This is a genomic window from Limnohabitans planktonicus II-D5 (assembly GCF_001270065.2).
Taxonomy (GTDB): Bacteria; Pseudomonadota; Gammaproteobacteria; order Burkholderiales; family Burkholderiaceae_C; genus Limnohabitans_A; species Limnohabitans_A planktonicus.
In genome coordinates this window covers 64,559-83,341 of the sequence record NZ_LFYT02000019.1, presented here as the reverse complement: position 1 = coordinate 83,341, position 18,783 = coordinate 64,559, and the positions used below count along the sequence as shown (strand labels likewise).

General features: G+C 56.2%; 17 protein-coding genes. 6 read left to right on the top strand and 11 right to left on the bottom strand.

Translation table 11 applies throughout. The features are described from left to right. Window positions 1-545: 545 nt before the first annotated feature. The gene (gene ppk2, locus H663_RS34320) at window positions 546-1,454 is read left to right on the top strand and encodes a polyphosphate kinase 2 (RefSeq protein WP_053170934.1); all 909 of its coding nucleotides are present in this window, start codon (window positions 546-548) and stop codon (window positions 1,452-1,454) included. A 17-nt stretch (window positions 1,455-1,471) separates the two neighbouring features. On the opposite strand, the gene asd is transcribed toward ppk2, so the two are convergent. Continuing rightward, a complete protein-coding gene (gene asd / locus H663_RS34315) occupies window positions 1,472-2,347 on the bottom strand; it encodes an archaetidylserine decarboxylase (protein WP_053170937.1) in 876 nt (291 codons plus the stop codon). Between the two features lie 56 nt (window positions 2,348-2,403). Here asd and H663_RS34310 point away from each other — a divergent pair, with 56 nt between their 5' ends. After that, window positions 2,404-4,035, top strand: coding sequence for an aminotransferase class III-fold pyridoxal phosphate-dependent enzyme (locus H663_RS34310; RefSeq protein ID WP_053170939.1), 1,632 nt, complete (start codon window positions 2,404-2,406; stop codon window positions 4,033-4,035). A gap of 66 nt (window positions 4,036-4,101) precedes the next feature. Here H663_RS34310 and H663_RS34305 read toward each other — a convergent pair whose 3' ends face one another. Then, entirely contained in the window at window positions 4,102-4,713 is a 612-nt protein-coding gene (locus tag H663_RS34305) for a hypothetical protein (RefSeq protein ID WP_053170942.1), read from the bottom strand. 139 nt (window positions 4,714-4,852) lie between these two features. On the opposite strand from H663_RS34305, the gene H663_RS34300 reads away from it, so the two are divergent. After that, the gene (locus tag H663_RS34300) at window positions 4,853-6,055 is read left to right on the top strand and encodes a glycosyltransferase family 4 protein (RefSeq protein ID WP_053170944.1); all 1,203 of its coding nucleotides are present in this window, start codon (window positions 4,853-4,855) and stop codon (window positions 6,053-6,055) included. 46 nt (window positions 6,056-6,101) lie between these two features. Here H663_RS34300 and lplT read toward each other — a convergent pair whose 3' ends face one another. The 9 genes from lplT to pstS all read right to left on the bottom strand — a co-directional run bounded on the left by lplT (window position 6,102) and on the right by pstS (window position 15,450). After that, window positions 6,102-7,349 (bottom strand): lysophospholipid transporter LplT, encoded by a 1,248-nt coding sequence (gene lplT / locus H663_RS34295; RefSeq protein WP_053170949.1) that lies wholly within the window; start codon window positions 7,347-7,349, stop codon window positions 6,102-6,104. Then, complete coding sequence (locus H663_RS34290) at window positions 7,342-8,793, bottom strand: UDP-glucose dehydrogenase family protein (RefSeq protein WP_053170951.1); 1,452 nt, start codon at window positions 8,791-8,793, stop codon at window positions 7,342-7,344. Before H663_RS34290 ends, lplT begins: the two co-directional genes overlap by 8 nt. Window positions 8,794-8,907: 114 nt before the next feature. Continuing rightward, window positions 8,908-10,251, bottom strand: coding sequence for a phosphate regulon sensor histidine kinase PhoR (phoR, locus tag H663_RS34285; RefSeq protein ID WP_053170954.1), 1,344 nt, complete (start codon window positions 10,249-10,251; stop codon window positions 8,908-8,910). Window positions 10,252-10,264: 13 nt separating this feature from the next. Beyond that, window positions 10,265-10,960, bottom strand: a complete 696-nt coding sequence (gene phoB, locus H663_RS34280; protein WP_053170957.1) for a phosphate regulon transcriptional regulator PhoB — start codon at window positions 10,958-10,960, stop codon at window positions 10,265-10,267. After that, window positions 10,957-11,655: a phosphate signaling complex protein PhoU gene (gene phoU, locus H663_RS34275; protein WP_053170959.1), complete on the bottom strand. Its 699-nt coding sequence runs from the start codon at window positions 11,653-11,655 to the stop codon at window positions 10,957-10,959. The genes phoB and phoU overlap by 4 nt, the downstream gene beginning before the upstream one ends. Window positions 11,656-11,669: 14 nt before the next feature. Beyond that, complete coding sequence (gene pstB, locus H663_RS34270; protein WP_053170961.1) at window positions 11,670-12,449, bottom strand: phosphate ABC transporter ATP-binding protein PstB; 780 nt, start codon at window positions 12,447-12,449, stop codon at window positions 11,670-11,672. A 19-nt stretch (window positions 12,450-12,468) separates the two neighbouring features. After that, window positions 12,469-13,317, bottom strand: a complete 849-nt coding sequence (pstA, locus tag H663_RS34265; RefSeq protein WP_053170962.1) for a phosphate ABC transporter permease PstA — start codon at window positions 13,315-13,317, stop codon at window positions 12,469-12,471. A 13-nt stretch (window positions 13,318-13,330) separates the two neighbouring features. Beyond that, entirely contained in the window at window positions 13,331-14,317 is a 987-nt protein-coding gene (pstC, locus tag H663_RS34260) for a phosphate ABC transporter permease subunit PstC (RefSeq protein WP_053170965.1), read from the bottom strand. Between the two features lie 113 nt (window positions 14,318-14,430). Then, window positions 14,431-15,450, bottom strand: coding sequence for a phosphate ABC transporter substrate-binding protein PstS (gene pstS / locus H663_RS34255; protein WP_053170968.1), 1,020 nt, complete (start codon window positions 15,448-15,450; stop codon window positions 14,431-14,433). Window positions 15,451-15,722: 272 nt separating this feature from the next. Between pstS and H663_RS34250 the strand changes: the two genes are divergently transcribed. From H663_RS34250 to H663_RS34240, 3 genes are read left to right on the top strand one after another with little or no spacing between them, the layout of a single operon-like run. Then, complete coding sequence (locus H663_RS34250; protein ID WP_053170970.1) at window positions 15,723-17,003, top strand: MgtC/SapB family protein; 1,281 nt, start codon at window positions 15,723-15,725, stop codon at window positions 17,001-17,003. Window positions 17,004-17,012: 9 nt separating this feature from the next. After that, window positions 17,013-17,834, top strand: a complete 822-nt coding sequence (locus H663_RS34245) for a PPK2 family polyphosphate kinase (RefSeq protein WP_053170973.1) — start codon at window positions 17,013-17,015, stop codon at window positions 17,832-17,834. Between the two features lie 6 nt (window positions 17,835-17,840). Next, window positions 17,841-18,680 carry a CHAD domain-containing protein gene (locus tag H663_RS34240; protein WP_053170975.1) on the top strand — a complete coding sequence of 280 codons (840 nt, stop codon included), beginning with the start codon at window positions 17,841-17,843 and terminating at the stop codon, window positions 18,678-18,680. The last annotated feature ends 103 nt before the right edge of the window (window positions 18,681-18,783 follow it).

Sequence of the window (18,783 nt, the reverse complement as noted above, 5' to 3'; positions counted from 1 at the left end):
CGACCCAACAACGTGTCGTCGATCAAGCCGACCTGCTCAGGGTAGCAGCGTGTCATGTGCGCACGGCCCAACAAAATGTTCCAGAAAAAACAGCAGCTTGCCAAAGATATCCTTGTCCTGCCCCGCGCCGTCGACATGGGTGATGGCGTGGTGCGCCCAATTCGTGGCCGGGGTGGAGATGGATTAGGCCCTGTGAAGTTTTTGCTTTAGATCGGCGGTCGAAGACCCCGACGTGGGCCTGTGCCGAAGCGACCAAACGTCGGACTCTTCGAGTGCCGACCTTCGAGATCAATGCTCAAAGATCTTGTAGGTCGGCGGTCGAAGACCCCGACATGGGCCTGTGCCGAAACCCATCATGTCGGACTTTGCGAGTGTCGACCTACGAGAAGATATGTCTCACACATTTCAAACTTCAGCGTGCCGGATCGCGACTGCCCCATCTAGGACGGTGGAATCGGCAGGATGTGCCCCAAGCCTGCCTTTTGTCATCAAACTTTCACACCCAAACATGAAAGTCGCAAGTTGATAAACCTTGCCAAATTGCCATGACTTCCAGCACCCAAATCAACGAAGAACAGTTGCGCCAATTGCGCGAAGACTTGCTCGACAGCCTGGACGAGGAATTGGAGCTTGAACTGGACGACCGGCTCATGGACGGTCAGGCCAACTCGGCTGGAGATGTGAGCGCTCGGGTTCAATACTTCAAAGAGCTGCTGCGCCTTCAGTCGGAACTGGTCATGCTGCAAGACTGGGTGGTCAAAACCGGCCACCGCATGGTCATCTTGTTTGAGGGCCGGGATGCCGCAGGCAAAGGCGGCGTGATCAAGCGCATCACGCAACGCCTCAATCCCCGCGTGTGTCGCGTAGCGGCTTTGCCAGCCCCCAACGACCGCGAAAAAACCCAGTGGTACTTCCAGCGCTACATCTCGCACCTGCCCGCAGCAGGCGAAATCGTGCTCTTTGACCGCAGCTGGTACAACCGCGCGGGCGTTGAAAAAGTCATGGGTTTTTGCAACGAAGAAGAATACGAAGAGTTCTTCCGATCGGTGCCTGAGTTTGAAAAAATGCTGGTGCGCAGCGGCATTCAGCTGGTCAAATACTGGTTTTCCATCACCGATGACGAGCAGCACGCCCGCTTTTTGGGCCGCATTCACGATCCACTCAAGCAGTGGAAGCTCAGCCCCATGGACCTGGAAAGCCGCCGCCGCTGGGAAGACTACACCCAGGCCAAAGAAACCATGATCGAGCGCACCCACATTCCGCAAGCGCCATGGTGGGTCGTGCAAGCTGTGGACAAGAAAAAAGCCCGACTGAACTGCATCGACCACCTGCTCAGCCTGGTGCCTTATCACGAGATAGAGCACCCCGAAATCCACCTGCCAGGTCGTGTGCGTAACCCGGATTACATCCGCCATCCGGTGCCGCAAGACATGATCGTTCCAGAGAAATACTGAAACGATCACGCGCAGTCTCAAAGCCTCTTCAACAAGGCTTGCCCCATGCGCAGCGTGGTGCCGGTGCCCACGCCATCGGCCAGTTCAAAACCGGGCGGCACAAACATCAAGATGGTCGACCCGTGCTCGAACCAGCCCATCTCCTGACCTTTGTCATAGGCGGCGTGACAGGCAATTTCATTGGGCCCCCGGTAACGCAAATTCAGCAGCACATCCACCGCATGCAAGCGCATGCTGGCCACCAGAACGGCCGCCACAGGCACCAACAAAAAGGGCACGCCCTCTTTCGTCTGCATGTGCAAAACCGCACGCTCGTTCTTGCAAAACAACTGCTCCACCCGCTTCAAGGCAATCGGGTTCACATTCCAGGTATCGCCAGAGATGTAGGTCACATGCTCCAGAAAGGCATCCTGCGGGGCATGAAAGCGGTGGTACATGCTGCTGGTCAGCCGCAAGGTCACAAAGGTGCCGCCCTCCAAAAGCGCTGGCCACCCGGCACACCGGGTTGAATCACCCAACAAACTTTGCAAGGTGTACGGAAAACCCTTGGCCTGAAACACCTGCCCCTGCCGGATCTGGCCCACAGCCCCGACGATGCCATCGGACGGAGAGGTCATCACATCCGGCCCCGCCAGCACGGGCCTGGCCCCCGGCTTGAGTTCGCGGGTGAAAAAAGCCTGCAAGCTGGAAAACTCCTGGTGCTTGGCCTCGCTCAAATCCAGTGGACTGAACAGACCCCACACCGCCATGGAGCCCTTGACCACCCAAGGGTGGCGAATTTGACTCCACCAGCCCATGAAGCGCGTCAGCGTGATGCGCGGAATTCTGTTGGTCAGCAGGAAATTCAAATCCTCCTGAGCCATCCATTTTTGAAAATGTTGCCGAATCTTCATCGTACTGTCACCTGAGTTGAATAAAAAGAAATGTCATTGAAACAAGGAAATCAAGCATGAACTCCACATGGATCAGTTTGGGCGTTCTGGCGGCACTGGCACCGTCCATCCGTCAACGCATTCAACTGTCCCGAGCCAAGCACCGTTCGCTGGCCGGGCATTCGCGCATGGCCAAGCGCCTGGCACGTTGGTTGCCGGGCTACAGCTTTGACGAGACCCAATTTTTTGGCTGCGATGGCGCCCCTGAAAACATCCAGACCCAGCGTCGGGCGGCATTTTTTGCACTGGCCAACACGCTGCAAACACGTCACCCCTTGAGCATTGCAGCCACGACTGCAGCCCGTGCAGACATTTCGGACATGCAGTTCATCGCCGCCTACCGCGTGCCCTTTCAGTTCAGCCCCCTGGTGAGGGAACACCTCAAAGTGGGCTCGTTCCTGCAATCGGCGCAAGGTGTGCAAGTCACCGATCTGGACGGCCAGGTTTTTTATGACCTGACCGGCTCCTATGGCGTGAACGTGTTTGGCGCTGACTTTTACAAACACACCATGGCCCAAGGCCTGGCCCTGACACAAGACCTGGGGCCGGTGCTTGGCGCCTACCACCCTTGCGTGGCCAGCAACGCCACACGGCTCAAAGCCCTGTCGGGCATGGACGAAGTGTCCTTTCACATGTCGGGCACCGAGGCCGTCATGCAGGCCGTGCGCCTGGCCCGCTACCACACCGGTCGCAAAAACATCGTGCGTTTTTGCGGTGCCTATCACGGCTGGTGGGAAGATGTGCAGCCCGGCCCCGGCAACCCCATGCCCCCACGCGAAACCTACACGCTCAGCGACATGAGCGAACGCAGCCTGGCCGTGTTGCGCACGCGCAAAGACATCGCCTGCGTGTTGGTCAACCCCTTGCAGGCCCTGCACCCCAACGCCAACGCGCCCGGCGACTCCACCTTGGTGGACAGCAGCCGACGTGCAGCGTACGACCGAGAGGCTTACACCGCATGGCTCAAAGCCCTGCGGCAAGTCTGCACCGAACGCGGCATCGTGCTGATCTTCGATGAAGTCTTCATGGGCTTTCGACTGGCCGCAGGCGGCGCACAGGCCTACTTTGGCGTGCAAGCGGACATGGTCACCTACGGCAAGACACTGGGCGGCGGGTTTCCTGTCGGCGTGGTCTGCGGCAAACAAGCATGGATGCACCGCTTCCACGAAGACCGTCCGGCAGACATCTGTTTTGCGCGCGGCACCTTCAATGCCCATCCGGCCGTGATGGGTGCCATGTCGGCCTTTCTGGACCAACTCGAAACCCCTGAAATACAGGCCTTGTATGAGGGACTCGATGAGCGCTGGAATGCCAGAGCCCAACGCTTCAACGTCACCATGATGAGCCACGGCTTGCCCTTGCGCGCTGCCAATATGTCGAGTGTCTGGACACTGTTTTACACCCAGCCCAGCCGCTACAACTGGATGCTGCAGTATTACCTGAGGTTGCATGGATTGGCCTTGAGTTGGGTCGGCACAGGTCGCCTGATCTTCAGCCTCAATTACGACGATGCATCGTTTGAAGCCGTGCTGGAAAAATTCGTCCTGGCGGCCGAACATATGAAACAAGACGGTTGGTGGTGGCACAGCCCTGAGATCACCAACAAATCCATCCGACGCCAGATTCTGAAAGAAACACTGTTTCGCTAAATGCCAAAGCGTCAGGTGTTGAGCCTGACGCTTTTTTCAAACCCCAGGATGGCTCCTGGGCGCGGTTCAATGGGATGTATTGAAGGAAGATTTGTCAGCAAAGCGCTCACCACGCAACAACTGCAAAGGTGCCTTGTGGTACAGGTAGATATCGTGGAATGGGTCGGTCAAGATCTTGGTCATCCAGACCATACCCGTCTGCACATCACGCAAGATGAAAAGGTGCAGAGTGCGGAACAACAAAGCCGCCACCCCCAGGAAAAGCCAGGCATAGCCCACGGCCTGCAAAAATCCCATCAAATCTTCGTGCTCAGGCAACAGGCCAAACAAACCCGGATTCATGAAGATCGCCAGAGGCAACAAGGCCCACACACTCAGCAAAACCACTTTGCGACGCAAGTTGTAGCCCACCTTGATGTCTTCCTTGAATTCATGGGTTGCCTGATTGACCTCGTCGTAACCCAAGGGCTCAAAGAAAAAGTGGCCTGACTGGCGTGAGGTCATGGACACCATCCAGGCCAACAAGGCAGCCCAGGCCGGCTCAATGAACAGCAGCACGTAAGCCACCACAAAACTGATCGCGCTGAGCAGGTGCAAGGACTGGTTGATGCGGCAGTGGTGGTAGTAGCGGTGATCATCCCAACGCTGAACTCGCAAGTCTTCAAAAAAATTTTTCACGGCGTATCCTCAGTTCTGAAAGTGTGTCGATCATGAATAACTGGTGTGAAAAATTCATGACACGCCAACGACCTCATGAATTTGTCGAGAACACCGTGTCTGTCATCAAATTGTTAAATCCAGCCTTCACCATGCTGTCATGGACACCCCACAATCGGACCGCATACTGGTCGAAAACTTTGAACCCCAACACCCGCCACTGCGCATTGCCGTGGTCACCGAAACATGGCCTCCGGAAGTCAATGGCGTGGCGGTCACCCTGTCCAAACTGATCCACCAACTCAGCCTGAAGAACCACACCATTCAGCTGATCCGGCCGCGCCAGGACAAACACGACGCGGGCACCGACCAATCGGGCTGGACAGAAATACTCTTGCGTGGCTTACCCATTCCGCGTTACCCGCAACTCAAGTTGGGCTTGCCCAGCAAAAGAGCCCTCCTCAAAGCTTGGAGCCAGAAAAGGCCCGACCTGGTGCACATTGCCACCGAAGGCCCACTGGGCTGGTCCGCCTTGCAGGCGGCGCGGGTCTTGCGCCTGCCAGTGACCTCTGACTTTCGCACCAACTTCCACAGTTACAGCAAGCACTACGGCGTGGGCTGGTTGAGCAAGCCCATCGTGGCGTATCTGAGAAAGTTTCACAACCGAACGGCTTGCACCATGGTGCCCACTCAAGCTCTGAAAACTCAGTTGCAAGCGACGGGGTTTGACAATTTGCGCGTGGTGGCGCGTGGTGTGGACACCCAGCTTTTTCACCCCGGTCAGCGCAGCGAGTCGCTGCGGGCCTCATGGAATGTGTCACCTGAAACCATCGTGCTGCTCTCCGTAGGACGCCTGGCCCCTGAAAAAAATCTCGACCTGATCGTCAACACCTACAAAGCCCTGCGTCAAAGCGCCCGTGACGTGAAACTCGTTTTTGCAGGAGACGGCCCCGAGCGTGCACGCCTGGCGGCCGAATGCCCGGACGCCATCTTCATGGGCATGTGCAGCCACGCCCAACTGGCCATGCTGTATGCCAGCGCAGACCTGTTTCTCTTTACCAGTCTCACAGAAACTTTTGGCAACGTCACGCTGGAATCCCTCGCCTGCGGTACGCCTGTGCTCGCTTTTGACTGTGCAGCGGCCAGTGAGTTGCTGCATTCAGGACAAAACGGCTGGCTCGTGCAAGGTGAAGACCCACAGCTGTATGTGCTCAAAGCCTTGGACATCACCCACAAGCGCGCCACACTCACCCAAGCGCGTTCGCACACCCACGCAAGCGTCAAGGCGCTCGATTGGCAAGTGATTGCCGAACAAGTGGAAGATATTTTTCGCACGACCATTGCAAGCAGCGCTAACGCCTGAAGTGGGTGCTGTGCACACCCACTGCGCCCCATCAGGGCGTCCACCGTCAAAGACCAGGCATTGCCCGTCTGCGGTGACGTTGTAAACACAAGGGCAGCATACCCACCATCAGCACACATGCCATGCCCATCATGATGGTCAGCAATGTGACCCCCCACGCCACAAGGAAGCTGTAAACGGCCAGCATGAGCAGCACACTCAGGTTTTCATTGAAGCCCTGAACGGCAATCGAGCGCCCTGGACTGAGGATTTTGAAACCCCTGTGCTGTAGCACTGCATTCATCGGCACCAGCAGCATGCCCCCAGCCCATCCCGCCAACATCAGCATGGGGATGGCCCATGCCAAATTTTCAGTCACGGCCAACAAAGGCAGCATGCCCGCCAATAACAGTCCCCATGGCAATGCCTTGCGGGCATTGAATATGCGAAAACACCTTGCGGCCATCATGGCCCCCAAAATCACACCCACAGCGACCAGCGCCTGCAAATAAGCCGCGCGCTGCATGGACAAACCCAAGGACGTCTGAGCCCAAGCCAACACGGCAAACTGGAGCACCGCCCCAACGCCCCAATACAAGGTCGTGACAAACAAGGAAACACCCCCTAGTGGGTCTTTCCACAACTGAAGATGGTTTTGCCAAAATTCGGACCACTGCAAAGCACGCCATGACAAAGGACGGCGCACATTGAGCGTCAACTGGCGCGGCAAACCCGCATTCAAAAGTACCGACACGGCATAAACAGCCAGCACGACCATGAAAGCGCCCAAAATTTGAGTGCTCACCCCAACCAGACCCCAGTGCGACCACCCGTGCCTGGCTGCCCAAACCAAGTCCACACTGTGCCAAGCGGTCAAGGCACCCCCCAAGGCCACGCCCAATATCACCGACATCACCACGGATCCCTCCAGCCAGCCATTGGCCTTGACCAGACCCGAAGCGGGTACAACTTCAGTGACCAGACCGTACTTGGCTGGCGCATAAACAGCCGCCGCCAAACCCGTGACGGAAAATGCCAATAAGGGGTGCACGCCCAGCAACAAAAAAATGACCCCCAACATTTTCAGCACGTTCAACCAGGCCATCAGATGTCCTTTAGAGAACGCATCGGCAATGGGTCCCACCAGACTGGCCAGCAACACATAGGCCAAGTTGAAGGAAAACTTCAACAAAGGTGACCACCATGCTGGATAGCCCTGCTCTTGCAAAAAGAAAATGCCCAAAATCATCAGCGCGTTGTCTGCGAGGCCCGACGCAAACTGCGCTGCAATCAAGACATAAAAGCCCTTAGGCATGAGCCATCAAACTCTCTTCATCCATCGAGACGCTCAGAACTGGCTCATTCGGACGATCAAATGACAAGCTTTGACACAAGGCATTGCGACGGCCCACCCCCTGATAAGCAATCCCCCATTCAAACAAGGCTTGCGGGTTGTAGAGATTACGTCCATCCAAAATGTACGGGTGACGCATCAAGGCTTTGATGCCCTCGAAGTCGGGGTTGTGAAAATTTTTCCACTCCGTCAAGATCAGCAAGGCATCGGCACCGTCCAAAGCCTGCATCTCATTGACGGCCAATTCAAATGCCTTGAGCAGATGATCCTGTCCCACACAATCGTCCTGCAAAGCCTTCATGGCTTCTTGACCAGCCACCGGGTCATAGGCGCGCACCCGTGCGCCCCTCTCGAGCAGACTGCGGATCACAACACGACTGGGGGCTTCACGCATGTCATCGGTGTTGGGTTTGAACGCGAGGCCCCACACAGCAATCTTTCGGCCCGTCAAATCGGGGCCCATACGTGCGATCAAGCGTTCGACCAGCAACATCTTTTGACGCGCATTGACTTGCTCGGTGGCACTGACAACGCTCATGTCTTGGCCATGCGCTTTGGCTGTTTGCACCAGGGCCTGCGTGTCCTTGGGAAAGCAGCTGCCGCCATAACCACAACCGGCATACAAAAAGCTGTAACCAATGCGGTTGTCAGCGCCAATGCCGCGCCGAATGTGATCGACATCAGCCCCCAGTGCATCGGCCAGGTTGGCGATTTCATTCATGAACGAAATCCGTGCAGCCAGCATGGCATTGGCTGCATATTTGGTCAGCTCGGCACTGCGCACATCCATCCACACGGTGCGTGAATGGTGCCGATTGAAACTGGCATACAGGTCACTCATCATGCGCTGACTTTTGGCTTTGTGGATGCCTTCATCAACACCCACCACAATGCGGTCGGGGCGCATGAAATCATCAATGGCCGCACCTTCCTTGAGAAACTCGGGGTTGGAGATGACATCAAAAACATGCGTGGGCATGCCGCGGTGTGCCAACTCATGCGCAATGGCCATGCGCACCTTGTCAGCTGTGCCCACAGGCACCGTGGATTTGTTGACCACCAGTTTGAAGCTTTTGAGATGACGACCAATCATGGACGCCACTGACAGCACATGACCCAAGTCAGCCGATCCGTCTTCGGCCGGCGGTGTGCCCACGGCAATGAACAACACATCGCCTTGCTCAATGGCCTCACAGGCATCGGTGGTAAAACGAATCCGCCCATCGGCCCGGTTGCGCGCCAACAGCTCTTTCAGACCCGGCTCATAAATCGGTACTTCGCCTTCTTGCAAGGCCCTGATTTTTTGCTCGTCCTTGTCCAGACAAACCACTTTGAAGCCCAAATCAGACAGGCAGGCACCCGTCACCAAACCCACGTAGCCAGAACCAATGATCGTAATCCGCATGAGCTTCTCCAAATATCTTTCGATGATCGGAGGGCTCCGTGAAGGTCTTGTGGCAGCAGGATGAAATTACCGTGAAAGATCGAGCTGCATGCCCCATGCAAGCAGGCGCGCGCTTCAGTGCGTTTGATCAGAAAGCGTTTCCAGACGGCTCGCAGGGAACACCAGCATGAATGTCGAGCCCACGCCCACCTGACTTTCAATGCGCAACTCGCCGCCGTGGCGCTGAACCACATGTTTGGCAATGGCCAATCCCAAGCCGGTACCCCCTGTCTCACGGGAACGGCTGCGATCGACGCGGTAAAAACGCTCTGACAAACGAGGCAAATGCTCAGGCGCAATGCCTGGCCCCGTATCGGTCACCGAGAAAGTGACACAGTCGGTACTGGTGGACCATTTGGTCTGAATCCGCCCGCCGGCCGGGGTGTAGCGCACTGCATTGCTTACCAGATTGGAGATGGCACTCAAGAGTTCAGAGCGAACACCCAACAACACCCAAGGTGGGGATGACTCAAACACCAGCTCATGCACCGGTCCTCGCTCATCCCCCCCCTGACCCGACAAGACGGAAGACAGGGAACGGGCATCGGACAGGACCTGCGCCATCAACTCGGGCAGTGGCGTTCTTTCATGTTTGCCCGGCGGCAAACTGCCTTCCAGTTGAGACAGCGTGAGCAAATCAGCGACCAGACTCTGCATGCGTTCGGCCTGAACCGACATCAGGTGCAGATAGCTTTGACGTTCTTCTTCATCCAGGGGAATGGACTGCAAGGTTTCCACAAAACCACTGAGCACGGTCAGTGGCGTTCGAATTTCATGGGACACATTGGCCACAAAGTCGCGGCGCATGGCATCGGCCAAAGCCACCGCGGTGATGTCACGACTCAGCAGCATTTGATGCCCTTCGCCATAGGCATGCAGATGAACGGAGAGTTTGATGTTTTGCGTCAAAGAGTTGCCTCGCCCTTCGATGATCACTTCTGAGTCGTGGGTGTGTTGGGCAAAATATCTTGAAAAGACCGGGTCGCGCACCAGATGCACCACATGCTGGAGCAAGTCGCGCTTGGCGTCCAGCCCCAGATGACTGGCCGCAGTGTCGTTACACCACTCGATGCGGCCTTCGTTGTCGAGCAAGGTCACCCCATTGGGCGAGGCTTGAATGGCCTCTAACAAGCGCTGCAAGCGCGCTTGGGCATTGGCGGCCTGTTTGTCCCGCTGAATCAGCAAGCGCTGCAGGCGCTGCACGATTTCACCCCAGATGCCTCGCCAATGACCGTCTGCCAACACATCAGGGCCAGACAGCCAGCGTTCAATGCGTTGCGTCATCCACAGACTGCGCAGGTGCGCGAGCACCACCACCCCACAAGCAGACCACACAGCGGCTTGCGACCCGACAAAAATCCACACAGGCACCGCTACCAGCAACGCCCAAAACATCAGCCCCAACATCGCCATCAGCATGACACGGTCCAGTTCAGGCCGATGGTGAGGCTGTCAGGCGATAACCCGCACCGCGCACCGTCTCAATCATGCTGCCCGCATCTCCCAGCGACTCGCGCAAGCGTTTGACATGCACATCCACGGTGCGCTCTTCGATGTAGACATGATCACCCCAGATTTTGTCCAGCAACATGCCCCGGGTGTGCACACGTTCGGGGTGGCGCATCAGGTACTGCAAGAGCTTGAACTCGGTCGGCCCCACTTTGAGGGGTTTGTCTTGCCAACTCACCCGGTAAGTGTCGCAGTCGAGTTGCAAATCGGCCACTTTGACCATGCCACCCGCTGACTCGGGCACACGCCTGCGCAAAACGGCGCGAATACGCGCCAGCAATTCACGCGGCGAAAAGGGTTTGACGATGTAGTCATCGGCCCCAGCATCCAGGCCCGCCACCCGGTCAGCCTCGTCGCCACGGGCGGTCAACATCAAAATGGGCACAGCCTTGGTGCGAGGCGTTGCACGCCACCGCCTTGCCAGCGCCAGCCCGCTTTCGCCGGGCAGCATCCAGTCCAGCAAAATCACATCGGGCAAAATTTCATCCAGCTCGCGCTGCGCCGATTCGGCGTCCATGGCCCAGACTGGCTGAAATCCGTTGTGCCGCAAATTCACCGAAATCAGTTCAGCGATGGGCGGCTCGTCTTCAACAATCAGGATTCGGGGAAGGCTTCTCATTGCACCGCTTTTTCAATCTCTGTCAGGGCTGTGTGACGCACATCGGACCCTTTGACCACATAGATCACAAACTCGGCAATGTTCTTGGCGTGGTCACCAATGCGCTCAATGGCTTTGGCCACAAAGAGCAAGTCCAGACTGGCCGAGATGGTCCGAGGGTCTTCCATCATGTAAGTCACCAGCTTGCGAACAAAGCCATTGAACTCGGCGTCGATCAAATCGTCTTCTTTGAGGATGCTCAAAGCGGTGTTCACATCCAGACGCGCAAACGCATCCAGCGCCTTGCGCATCAATCCGGAGGCCAGATCAGACGCGATGCGCAACTCAGACGAGGGCAAGTTGCGCGGACTGCCTTGCTCCAGGATTTGCTTGACCATGCGCGCGATCCGTTCAGCTTCGTCACCCGCACGCTCGAGGTTGCCCGTGATTTTGGAGATCGCCATGAGCAATCGCAAATCACGCGCTGTAGGCTGGCGCCGCGCAATGATCGAAGCCAGCTCTGCGTCAATTTCCACTTCGAGGGTATTGACTTGCTTTTCTGTGGCAATCACTTGATTGGCCACCTCGGAATTGAACTGGGCCAGCGCATAGACAGCATGGCGTGTCTGGGATTCGACCAGACCACCCAATTCCAGCACGCGTGAAGACACGCTGGTCAGGTCGGCGTCGAATTGGCTTGAAATGTGTTTTTCCATGGTGCTTCTCCTGATCAGCCGAAACGGCCAGTGATGTAGTCTTCTGTCTCTTGGCGTGCGGGTTTCATGAAAATTTGTTCGGTTTGACCAAACTCCACCAACTCACCCAAGTACATGTACGCCGTGAAGTCAGACACACGCGCAGCTTGCTGCATGTTGTGCGTGACGATGGCCACGGTGTAGTCTTTTTTCAATTCGCTGACCAGTTCTTCAACCTTGGCTGTGGAGATCGGATCAAGTGCAGAAGTCGGCTCGTCCAGCAAAATGACCTTAGGTTTGACCGCCACGCTGCGTGCAATGCACAGACGTTGTTGTTGCCCCCCGGACAGCGACAAACCGCTTTGGCCCAGCTTGTCTTTGACTTCGTTCCAAATCGCGGCCTTGCTCAAAGCCCACTCCACCCGCTCGTCCATGTCAGCACGGCCAAGGTTTTCATACAAACGAATACCAAATGCGATGTTGTCGTAGATGGACATGGGAAATGGTGTGGGCTTTTGAAAAACCATGCCAACCTGGGCGCGAAGCAAGTTCAAATCCTGCCGGGAATCCAGAATGTTTTGACCATAAAAATTGATCTCGCCCTCGGCGCGCTGACCGGGGTACAGGCTGTACATGCGGTTGAGCGTGCGCAGCAATGTGGACTTGCCGCAGCCTGAGGGACCGATGAAGGCCGTGACTTTGTTTTCGGCAATGTCAAGGTTGACGTTTTTAAGCCCCTTGAAGGTTCCGTAAAAGAAATTGAGGTTGCGAATTTCAATCGCATTTTTCAAAGGAAGTGAGGAGGTGTTTGGCATATTGAACCTTGTCGATCATTCAGGCTTTGACTTTTTCGCGGAAGAAGACGCGAGCCAAAATATTCAGGACCAGCACCGTCAGGGTGATCAGCAATGCGCCACCCCAGGCAAGTCGGACCCAGTTGTCATAGGGACTCATGGCGAATTGGAAAATCACCACGGGCAAATTGGCCATGGGGGAATTCATGTCCCATGAGAAGAACTGGTTGTTCAGCGCTGTGAAAAGCAGCGGTGCGGTTTCACCACTGATGCGGGCCAGTGCCAAAAGCAGACCTGTCATGACACCTGCTTTTGCGGCCCGCAGGGTGACAAAGGTGGCCACCTTCCAACGGGGCGCACCCAGTGCAAAAGCTGCCTCACGCAATGAACCGGGCACCAGACGCAACATGTTTTCAGTGGTACGCACCACCACAGGAATGGCGATCAGCGCCAAGGCCAAGGAACCCGCCCAGCCCGAAAAATGTTTGACCTGAGCCACCAAAATGGCATACACAAAAAGGCCCAGCACAATGGAGGGTGCTGACAACATGATGTCGGTCACAAAACGGGTCAACTCGGCCGTCTTGCTCTGGTCGCCATATTCAGCCAGGTAGACACCGGCAAAAATGCCAATCGGCGTGCTCACGAGTGCAGTGACCAGGACCATCATGAAACTGCCCACAATGGCGTTGGCCAAGCCACCACCTTCTGAGCCGGGTGCGGGTGTGGATTCGGTGAACATGGCCCAGTTGATGGCTGAAAGGCCATTTTTGAACAGAATGAACAAAATCCATAAGAGGACAAACAAGCCAAGGATCATGGCCAGCATGGACAAAGTCAGTCCAATTTGGTTGAAGCGCTTGCGTCGGGCGTAAAGCTTGAGATTCATTGGGTCATGCCTTTCAGGTCTTGGTGCCTTTGGCTTTTTCTGAACGGTTGATCATGATTTTGGCGGCGGCCAACACCACAAAAGTGATCACGAACAGCAAAAAGCCCAGCGCAAACAGGGTACTTAAATGGAAATCATCGGCCTCACCAAACTCATTGGCCAGCGTGGAGGCGATGGATGTTCCCGGTGAAAACAGTGAAGCGCTGATGCGCTGCGAATTGCCGATCACAAAGGTCACGGCCATGGTCTCCCCCAAGGCGCGCCCCATGCCCAGCATGATGCCGCCGATCACGCCTTTTTGGGTGTAGGGCAACACAATGTGGCGAACCACCTCCCAGGTGGTGCAGCCCAGGCCATAAGCGGATTCACGCAGGATGGGTGGCACGATCTCGAACACATCACGCATCACGGCGGCGATGAAGGGCAAAATCATGAAAGCCAAGATGATGCCCGCAGCCAAAATGCCGATACCGTTCATGGCCCCCCCAAAAAACGGACCGATCAAAGGCATTTGACCGAGGGTGGACTGCAGCGCAGGCTGACCGTATTCGGCAAACAGCGGTGCAAAAATGAACAAGCCAAACATGCCGTAAATGATGGATGGCACTGCCGCCAGCAATTCAATGGCTGTGCCCAGTGGACGGCGCAAAGCCGTCGGGCAGGTTTCCGTCAGGAACAGGGCAATGCCAAATGACAAAGGCACAGCAATCACCAGCGCAATCAGCGCACTGACCACGGTGCCAAAAATCGCAATCGCGGCACCGAATTCACCGTTGATGATGTCCCACTCCACACGCCAGATAAAGCCAACACCAAACTTGGCAAATGCGGGCCAGGCGTTGATGATCAAAGAAACAATGATGCCCATCAAAGCAAGCAAAACCAAAAGGGAAAAGCCCAAAGTGATCTTGTGAAAGAAAAAATCCTGGATTCTTTGGCGCTTGACGACTGCCATCATGTTGGTTGAAGTCGCACTGTTTGCCACGGCCATCGTGTTCATGCTGTGTTCCTAGAGGCTAGAGCCTTGTTGTTGTTTTTCAAGAAGATGCCCCGGCATCTGTGGATGTCGGGGCATTGTGGGTCAGGTGCCGTCAGAGACTGCACCTGCAAGCATCAGTTCTTGATTTGTGTCCAGACACGCTCGCGGATCTGCTTGGTCAATGCATCAGGCAAAGCCACATAGTCCAACTCGGCCGCCATGTTTTTGCCTTTGGCAAAAGCCCAGTCAAAGAACTTGAGCGCATCTTTGGACAAAGCTTTGTCGGTAGGCTCTTTGTACATCACGATGAATGAAGCCGTGCTCACAGGCCAGGCGTTGGCACCCTTGGCATTCACCATCGACACGCCCATGCCAGGCACGCTGAACCAGTCAGCACCCGCAGCCGCTGCAGCAAAAGTCAAATCATCGGGGCTCACATACTTGCCGTCGGCATTTTGCAGCTGCAAGAAATTCATGTTGTTTTTCTTGACGTAGGCGTATTCCACGTAACCAATGGCACCCTTGACGCGGCTCACGTTGGCTGCAACACCTTCGTTGCCCTTGCCACCCACAGACGAAGCCGCAGGCCACTTGACGGCAGCGCCCTTGCCCACGGTGTCAGCCCACTCTTTGCTGATCGCTGTCAGGTAATCGGTCCAGTTGAAAGTTGTGCCCGAGCCGTCAGCGCGGTGCACCACCGTGATGGCTTGGTCTGGCAGTTTTTTACCTGGATTCAAGGCGGCAAACTTGGGATCGTTCCACTTGCTGATCTTGCCCATGAACATTTCGGCCATGACGGGGCCGGTGATGCGCAACTCGCCTGGCTTGAAGCCTTCCAGATTCACCACAGGCACTGTGCCGCCAATGATGGCTGGAAACTGAACCATGCCGTCTTTGTCGAGGTCAGCCCCAGGGACAGGTGCATCAGTGGCACCAAAAGTCACCGTTTTGGCACGGATCTGGCGAATGCCGCCTGACGATCCAATGGATTGGTAATTCAAACCAATGCCGGTTTCTTTTTTGTAGGCCTCGGCCCATTTGGCGTAGATGGGGTAAGGGAAAGTGGCGCCAGCGCCAGTGATGTCGGCGGCCCAAGTGGTCGCTGAGACAACACCCAGGCCAATGGCCGCGATCAGTGATTTCATTTTCAACATGTCAACTCCTGGTTCAAATTTGCTAGGGATTCAGGCTCATCCTGAACACTTGCTTTGGCGGGGAAACTGTTTCGAATGTAAGACCCGATTGTGACAATATCGTGTCAATTATCAGACAGCAGTGTGATGAGGATCACTTTTTTTCGTTATTTGGGTGCTACTTCTCACCTTTTCGGTGCCCCTATCTGCCCGATGCTTGCCTCACATCAAGCCCAGGCAGGCCCCAAGCCCTACAGTGAGTCCTGACAAGCACAACAGGTTGCAAAAAGCACATGCTCACTTCCATAGATTCGGCCGTGCTGTTCAAGCTGTCCGTGGCCTTGGGCATCGGGTTGCTGGTGGGTGCCGACCGTGAGCGGCGCAAAGGCGAAGGCCCCCATCGCCGCGCCGCAGGCATTCGCACCTTTGCCATCGCAGCCTTGTGCGGTTTCGTCGCGCAAAGCATCGACTCTTCCGGTTTGTTGAGCGCTTTGCTGCTGATTTTGGGGGGATTGACCCTGGTGTCGTACCAACAATCGAGCAGTCATGACCCCGGCTTGACATCCGAAACCGCCATTTTGCTGACCTGCCTTTTGGGCGCGCTGTCGGTGCAAGAGCCTGGATTGGCAGCCATTTTGGGCATTGTTTTGACCGCATTGCTGGCTGCACGCGAGCGCATGCACCAATTTGTTCGCCAAGTCATCACCGAACAGGAACTGCAAGACGTGGTGGTCTTTTTGGCTGCCGCCATGATCTTGTTGCCACTGGCACCCAACCGGTTCATCGGTCCCTTTCAAGCGATCAATCTGCACGAACTGGCGCGCTTTGTGGTGCTGGCCATGAGCATCAGCGCTGTCGGCTATATGGCCAAGCGCATCATGGGGCAAGGCAGCGGTATGGCCCTGACGGGCTTTGCTGGCGGATTTGTATCGAGCACCGCCACCATCTTGAGCATGGGACAAACAGCGCGGGAATTCCCCACCTCCACCCACGCCGCGGCCGTGGGCGCGGTGTTGTCAACGGTCTCCACCATGCTCCAGTTGGGTTTGCTCGTTTCTGTCTTGCTGCCACCGCTTTTGCCCTACATGCTGCTGCCGATTGGCTTGGGCATCACGACGGCCGGCCTGTATGCCTGGTGGGTCGCCAAGCGCCCTCTGGGTGCAGCTGCGGTCCAAGAACTGCCCCTCAAAGGTCACGCCTTTGACCACAAGACCACCTTGTTGATGACCGGTGTCGTTTTGTCCGTCACACTCTTAACAGCTGCTTTGCAGACATGGCTGGGTGCCATGGGCATGATGATTGGGGCCTTCGTGTCAGGGTTTGCAGACGCGCATTCCAGCGTGGCCTCCATGAGCAGTCTGGTGCATCAAGGGCATGCATCGCTGGTTCAAGCTCAGTGGGGCATCTTGCTGGCTGTCAGCAGCAACACGCTGAGCAAAGCGGCCGTGGCCATGACCGCAGGTGGCCGCGTTTTTGCGACCTGGGTTTTGCCGGGTCTGTTTTTGGTGACTTCAGCCGTCTGGCTCGGCACCCTGGCCACACCTTGGCTATTGCACGCCATCCTGACTCCTTGAAAGCGCGACATGAACCCCATTGATTTGCACGCCTGCCGGGTCAAGCCCGACAAAACCATGGATTTATCGGCCTATCCGACCACACCGCCTGATGCGCTCACGCAAGAGGACAGCACGCAGTGGCCTGAGCGTCTGCACGATCTGGCAGAACAGCTCAACCGGCTGCAGACCATCTTGCACGCTGGCCAAAGTCGTGGCTTGCTGCTGATCTTGCAGGGCATGGACACGGCCGGCAAGGATGGCTGCATTCGCAGCGTGTTCACCCACGTCAGCCCCTTGGGCGTGCGGGCCGAAGCCTTTGGGGTGCCGCATGCACTGGAGTTGCGCCACGACTTTTTGTGGCGTGTGCATGCCAAAACGCCAGCATGGGGAGAGATGGTCATCTTCAACCGCAGCCACTATGAGGACGTGCTGGTGCCCGTGGTGCACAGGGACATCAGCAAAGCCACTCGCATCCAGCGACTCGAACACATCCGGCACTTTGAAAGTCTGTTGCACGATGCGGGCATTGCCGTCGTGAAATGCTATTTGCACATTTCCAAGCAAGAGCAGAAAAAACGCCTGCAAGCCCGCATGGATGACCCCTTGAAACACTGGAAGGTGCAAGCCTCTGATTTCGACGACAGAAAAAAATGGAATGCCTTCATGCGCGCCTACGAACAAGCCCTGCAAGAGACCAGCACGGAACATGCGCCCTGGTATGTCGTGCCCGCCGACTCCAAGGCCTACAGGGACTTGTTTGTCTCGGAACTTCTGGTGCACACCCTGGAGTCCATGAAGTTGGTCATGCCACAACCCCAACTCAAGCTCTCGGATTACACCTTGCGCTGATCGGCCATGCCCACCCAAGTCGTCACGTCCATCGCACACATTGCACACCCCGTCACCCGTGTGGATGGACAAAGCATCCCAAACATCATGGCGGCCATCTTGCTGGAAAACTTCATGCACCTGGCCCTCAATGTGTGCGCCCTGGGAACCCGTCACGACACAGAAATCACGCATCAGGCACGCATCGGCTGGAGGCGACTTCAAAGCAGTCTGAAGTTTTTCAAACCCCTGTTGAAAGGCTATTGCCCTGCGCCCTTGCGCCCTCTGAAACCCTTGATCCGGGCAACCGATCACTTGAGGAACCTGGATGTGGCGCTGGACAGCACTTTGCCAGCTTGTCTGGCCGCATGGCCCGCCGAACAGGCCATGCCCTTATCTGAATGGACGGACATGACCCGGGACCTACAAGTTGCTCGCACACACGCACTGAATGCTGTCAAGGCAAAGGCTCGGGAACCTGAAACCACGCTCATGCTGCTGAACATGGCGCATTGGATTGCCCAACTTTCAACACAGCCGACCCCCAAAAACTTCACCTTGGATCAAAAGAACTTCTCACAATGGATTTTCAAACGCTTGCAAGGCTGGAACAAGAAGCTGAAAAATGGGGCGAATTCCAGTGATTTAGCGCGCCAGCACCGGCTGCGTATTTTGGCCAAACAACAACGCTATGCGATTGAAAACCTCAAGGCCTGGGTTCCTCGCGCATCGGCGCGAAGGTTTCACGAGCGCGCTCAAAAATGGCAGGTGGAGCTGGGGGTGCAGCGTGATCAATCCATCGCACTGGAACTGATCACTCAGCTGAACCGATACCCGGGTTTGGTGGCTCTGCTTGAAAAACATTGACTGGCTTCACAAGAGCACACGGCTCAGCCAACACCCGGCAAACCCCTGCTGTAACCAAGGGTCGATGTCCTGATCAAGGGTTCTGGGTTGAAGCTCACAGCGG

What these genes read in the sequence shown, in the direction of transcription:
- ppk2 (WP_053170934.1), top strand. Translation starts at nt 546, where the DNA reads ATGACTTCCAGCACCCAAATCAACGAAGAACAGTTGCGCCAATTGCGC.
- asd (WP_053170937.1), bottom strand. Translation starts at nt 2,347, where the DNA reads ATGAAGATTCGGCAACATTTTCAAAAATGGATGGCTCAGGAGGATTTG.
- H663_RS34310 (WP_053170939.1), top strand. Translation starts at nt 2,404, where the DNA reads ATGAACTCCACATGGATCAGTTTGGGCGTTCTGGCGGCACTGGCACCG.
- H663_RS34300 (WP_053170944.1), top strand. Translation starts at nt 4,853, where the DNA reads ATGGACACCCCACAATCGGACCGCATACTGGTCGAAAACTTTGAACCC.
- lplT (WP_053170949.1), bottom strand. Translation starts at nt 7,349, where the DNA reads ATGCCTAAGGGCTTTTATGTCTTGATTGCAGCGCAGTTTGCGTCGGGC.
- H663_RS34290 (WP_053170951.1), bottom strand. Translation starts at nt 8,793, where the DNA reads ATGCGGATTACGATCATTGGTTCTGGCTACGTGGGTTTGGTGACGGGT.
- phoR (WP_053170954.1), bottom strand. Translation starts at nt 10,251, where the DNA reads ATGCTGATGGCGATGTTGGGGCTGATGTTTTGGGCGTTGCTGGTAGCG.
- phoB (WP_053170957.1), bottom strand. Translation starts at nt 10,960, where the DNA reads ATGAGAAGCCTTCCCCGAATCCTGATTGTTGAAGACGAGCCGCCCATC.
- phoU (WP_053170959.1), bottom strand. Translation starts at nt 11,655, where the DNA reads ATGGAAAAACACATTTCAAGCCAATTCGACGCCGACCTGACCAGCGTG.
- pstB (WP_053170961.1), bottom strand. Translation starts at nt 12,449, where the DNA reads ATGCCAAACACCTCCTCACTTCCTTTGAAAAATGCGATTGAAATTCGC.
- pstA (WP_053170962.1), bottom strand. Translation starts at nt 13,317, where the DNA reads ATGAATCTCAAGCTTTACGCCCGACGCAAGCGCTTCAACCAAATTGGA.
- pstC (WP_053170965.1), bottom strand. Translation starts at nt 14,317, where the DNA reads ATGAACACGATGGCCGTGGCAAACAGTGCGACTTCAACCAACATGATG.
- pstS (WP_053170968.1), bottom strand. Translation starts at nt 15,450, where the DNA reads ATGTTGAAAATGAAATCACTGATCGCGGCCATTGGCCTGGGTGTTGTC.
- H663_RS34250 (WP_053170970.1), top strand. Translation starts at nt 15,723, where the DNA reads ATGCTCACTTCCATAGATTCGGCCGTGCTGTTCAAGCTGTCCGTGGCC.
- H663_RS34245 (WP_053170973.1), top strand. Translation starts at nt 17,013, where the DNA reads ATGAACCCCATTGATTTGCACGCCTGCCGGGTCAAGCCCGACAAAACC.
- H663_RS34240 (WP_053170975.1), top strand. Translation starts at nt 17,841, where the DNA reads ATGCCCACCCAAGTCGTCACGTCCATCGCACACATTGCACACCCCGTC.